This window comes from Mesorhizobium sp. M1E.F.Ca.ET.063.01.1.1, assembly GCF_003998155.1.
Classification (GTDB): Bacteria; Pseudomonadota; Alphaproteobacteria; order Rhizobiales; family Rhizobiaceae; genus Mesorhizobium.
In genome coordinates, this window is the sequence record NZ_RZSC01000656.1 from 1 (window position 1) to 3,309 (window position 3,309).

4 protein-coding genes are annotated in these 3,309 nt (G+C 64.2%); 1 reads left to right on the forward strand and 3 read right to left on the reverse strand.

What is annotated here, in order from left to right; translation table 11 throughout:
- The first annotated feature begins 78 nt into the window (after positions 1-78).
- A complete protein-coding gene (locus EOA29_RS30005; protein ID WP_348628922.1) occupies positions 79-942 on the forward strand; it encodes a hypothetical protein in 864 nt (287 codons plus the stop codon).
- Positions 943-983: 41 nt separating this feature from the next.
- Here the strand turns inward: EOA29_RS30005 and EOA29_RS30010 are convergent, their stop codons facing one another.
- The 3 genes from EOA29_RS30010 to EOA29_RS30020 form a co-directional block, all read right to left on the reverse strand.
- Positions 984-1,781, reverse strand: a complete 798-nt coding sequence (locus EOA29_RS30010; protein WP_126092292.1) for an RNA methyltransferase — start codon at positions 1,779-1,781, stop codon at positions 984-986.
- Between the two features lie 54 nt (positions 1,782-1,835).
- Positions 1,836-2,174: a metalloregulator ArsR/SmtB family transcription factor gene (locus EOA29_RS30015; protein WP_126092293.1), complete on the reverse strand. Its 339-nt coding sequence runs from the start codon at positions 2,172-2,174 to the stop codon at positions 1,836-1,838.
- 173 nt (positions 2,175-2,347) lie between these two features.
- Complete coding sequence (locus tag EOA29_RS30020) at positions 2,348-3,109, reverse strand: HugZ family protein (RefSeq protein ID WP_126092294.1); 762 nt, start codon at positions 3,107-3,109, stop codon at positions 2,348-2,350.
- Between the last annotated feature and the right edge of the window lie 200 nt (positions 3,110-3,309).

Sequence of the window (3,309 nt, forward strand, 5' to 3'; positions counted from 1 at the left end):
GGGGGGGGGGGGGGGGGGGGGGGGGGGGGGGGGGGGGGGGGGGGGGGGGGGGGGGGGGGGGGGGGGGGGGGGGGGGGATTGACGGTCGAAACGAAGGACAAGAACCAGGCCCTTTCCGATCTGCAGGCAAAGAACGCCGAGCTCAGGCAACGCGAGGAGGAACTGCACAAGGTGTCGGAAAAGCTGGCGCAAACGGAGCGCTCGCTTGAGAAGCGCGCGCTGGAGCTGCAAAAGCTGGAGCAGATGTATGACGACGCCAGCTTCGCTTCCAGCAACCGCCAGATCGAGCTCGTGGCCCGCGAATCGGAACTGGACAAGCTCGCCAACGACATCGCGGTGCTGCGCAGCCAGCGCAAGGAAGCGGAAAGGCGCAATCAGGAAGCCGCCATGGAAGGCAAAGCGGCGAGAGACGCGCTCAAGTTGGAAAAGAAGCGGGCAGCCGAGCTGGACAAGAAGGTCGAACGGCTGCTCGCGACGCTTGCCGACCGCGAGGAAAAGCTCGACCGGCGCGAGAAGGAGCTTGCCCGGATGCGCGAACGCCCAAAGCAGGCCCCCGCGGCAAACGGTGGAACGCACGATGCCGGCGAGGTCGAAGGCATCGACAAGGCTATCGCCAGGCTCGAGGGCGATCGGGAGCGGCTGGAGTCGAGGCTGACGGCGCTGGCGCGTGAGAACAAGCGGCTCAAGACCGATCTCGCCGCGCTTGAAACGGCAAGGCCCGAACAGGCAGGCGACGCGCGCCGCGCCGGTGCGGCGCTTCGCGAGCAGATGAATGAACTGGCGGCTGAGGTCGTCAACCTGACGATGAAGCTGGACGGGCCGGATTCGCCCATTGCCAAAGCCTTGGCGACTCCTCGCGACGGGCGGCAGGGCGCCGGCGAACGCGGCATCAGCCTCGCGGACCGCGTGAGGGCTCTGCAGAAGGCCAGCACGACCAACTGATCCTGGCAGTCGGCCAAGCGGCGCTCCCCCAGGTTGAGCGGCTATCGTTTCGAGAAGTGATGCAGGGCAATGGCCGAAGCGGCAGCGACGTTCAGGCTGTCGAAACCATCCGCCATGCCGATCCGTACAGTCCGCAGCCGGTTGAGCAGAGCTTCGGGCAGGCCTTCGCCTTCGGTGCCGAGATAGAGCGCCAGCCGAGGCGTTCTTTCCGCCGCGCGAATGTCGGTTTCGCCGCGCGGCGAGAGCGCGAACTGGGTGAAGCCAAGCCGGTCGAGCGTTGCGATCAAGCTCGTAGTGTCGCCGAAGGACGCGAAGGCAACCTTCAGCGCCGCCCCGACCGAAACGCGGATCGCCTTGCGATAGAGCGGATCGCAGCAGGTTGGATCGAGAAGCACGGCATCCGCGCCAAAGGCCGCGGCGTTGCGGAAGATCGAGCCCATATTGTCGTGATTGGATATGCCGACCAGAACGACGACCAGCGCGCTTGCGGGCAAGGCTTCGAGCAAAGCCTGCGCCGGCTGAGGAGCACCCCGAACGCCGATCGCCAATATGCCGCGGTGCATGTGGAAGCCGGCGATACGGTCCATGACCTCGCCGCTGGCGACATAGACCGGAAAGCCGGCCGGCGCCTTGCTCAGGACGCCTTCCAGGCCGGCCAACCTGTTTTCGAGAATGAGGGCCGACTCAGCGGCGAAGCGCCCGGTCGACAAAAGAAGATCCAGCACCACCTTGCCCTCGGCGACGAAGCGCCCGTGGCGACCGATGAGATCGCGCTCGCGGATATCGAGATAGGCAGCGACACGCGGATCCTGCGGGTCGCCGATGGGAATGAGGTTCATGCAGATATCGCCGGCAAGATTGTCAGCGAGGTAAGGAGCTTTGGATAGGGCGGGTCAAGACCCGGCGCGGCGCATCTTATAGGCCATCTGGGACAGGTCGCCGTCGCCGAAAATGCCTTCCAGCATGCGAAGCAGCTCGCGCACGGCGTCGGACTTGCAGGAATAGTAGATCATCTGGCGATCGCGACGCGTCTCGACGAGATCGAGCGCTCTCAGCTTGGCCAGATGCTGCGACAGAGCGGACTGGCTCAGCTGAACTTTTTCGGCGATGGCACCGACCGACATTTCGCCGTCGATCAGGTAGCTCACGATCAGCAGCCGCTTTTCATTGCCCATGAGCATCAGAAACGCTGCAGCCGATTCGGCATTGGCGACTAGCTTGCTCGAGATCATAGATCCCCCATGTTTTCTGGCTCATCCAGTCACCATGGGGGCAATGGTGGCTGATTCCACAATGTTCAGGTCAGGAAGCGCCGCTGAATCAGCGCTACAACGAAAGGTAGATCATTTTATCTAAATCTCAAGAGTTGCTTTTGAGCTGAGGCGATTAACTTTCGTTGCCGTGTCTAGCCGGCGGCGCGTCCAGCCTTTGCCATCTCGATCAGAACGGCCCGCAACTCGCGGGCAGCGGTGAGAGGCTGCGGAAAGAAGACCCTGCAGGCGCCATCCGCAGAAGCCAGGTCCATGCCGTCCGGATCGAAACCCGTCGCAATCCAGCCATCGCCTTCGGCTCGGCCGAAATGGTGGGCATAAATGGCAATCGCATCGCGATGGTCGGCGTTCATGTGGTCAAGCGCGGACTGCTCGCCAGCCGCGAGCTCCTCGACGACCGGGCCGCTGGTGATCAGGTCGGCGCGATCGAGAAGATAGGCCTTGCCGAAGCCGCCATTCAGGCTGGCGCGTTCGGGCTCGAGCCGGAATATCGAGAAGTCGCCAAGCCCGGCATAGAGCTTCGCTTTCGGGTTGCTGTTGAGGTAGCGCCGTTCGGCGCGAAGGTGCTCGGCCGATCCACGGTCCAGCCGCAGCGCCTGGCACGCCAGCGTTATACGCGGGTGCGCGAGCGGATCCCCCTTGCCGGGTTCGCCAAGCAGAAGCGAGCAGCGCGGATCGGCGAGAAGCGCGCCGGTATGCGCGGCCAGCATCGAGACGAGGATGAGCGGCGCGCCGTCTATGTCGGTCGCCGTGCCGACCCGACTTGCCAGCGGCGCGCCCGTGCCAGGCTCGATCACCGCCAGCGCGCCAAATCGGGCCGAGCGGATCAGCGTCTTCGCCAGCCTGACGGCCTCGGCATCGGTCTCGCGGATGACATCCTTCCTGGTCTCGGTCAAAGCGCTCACCTTTTTGGTCGAAACACTTTCAGGATAAGTTGATTTCTGTTCTCCGGTTATCGGTCAAACAGGCCGGACATGACAAGGGCTTCGATTTCACTTTCGTCCATGCCGAAGCGTGCCAGCACGCTTGCCGGCTGACGGTCTGCAGCGGTTGGCGCCGCGGCAAGGGTCTGGGAGGCCTGCGAGAAACGTGGCGA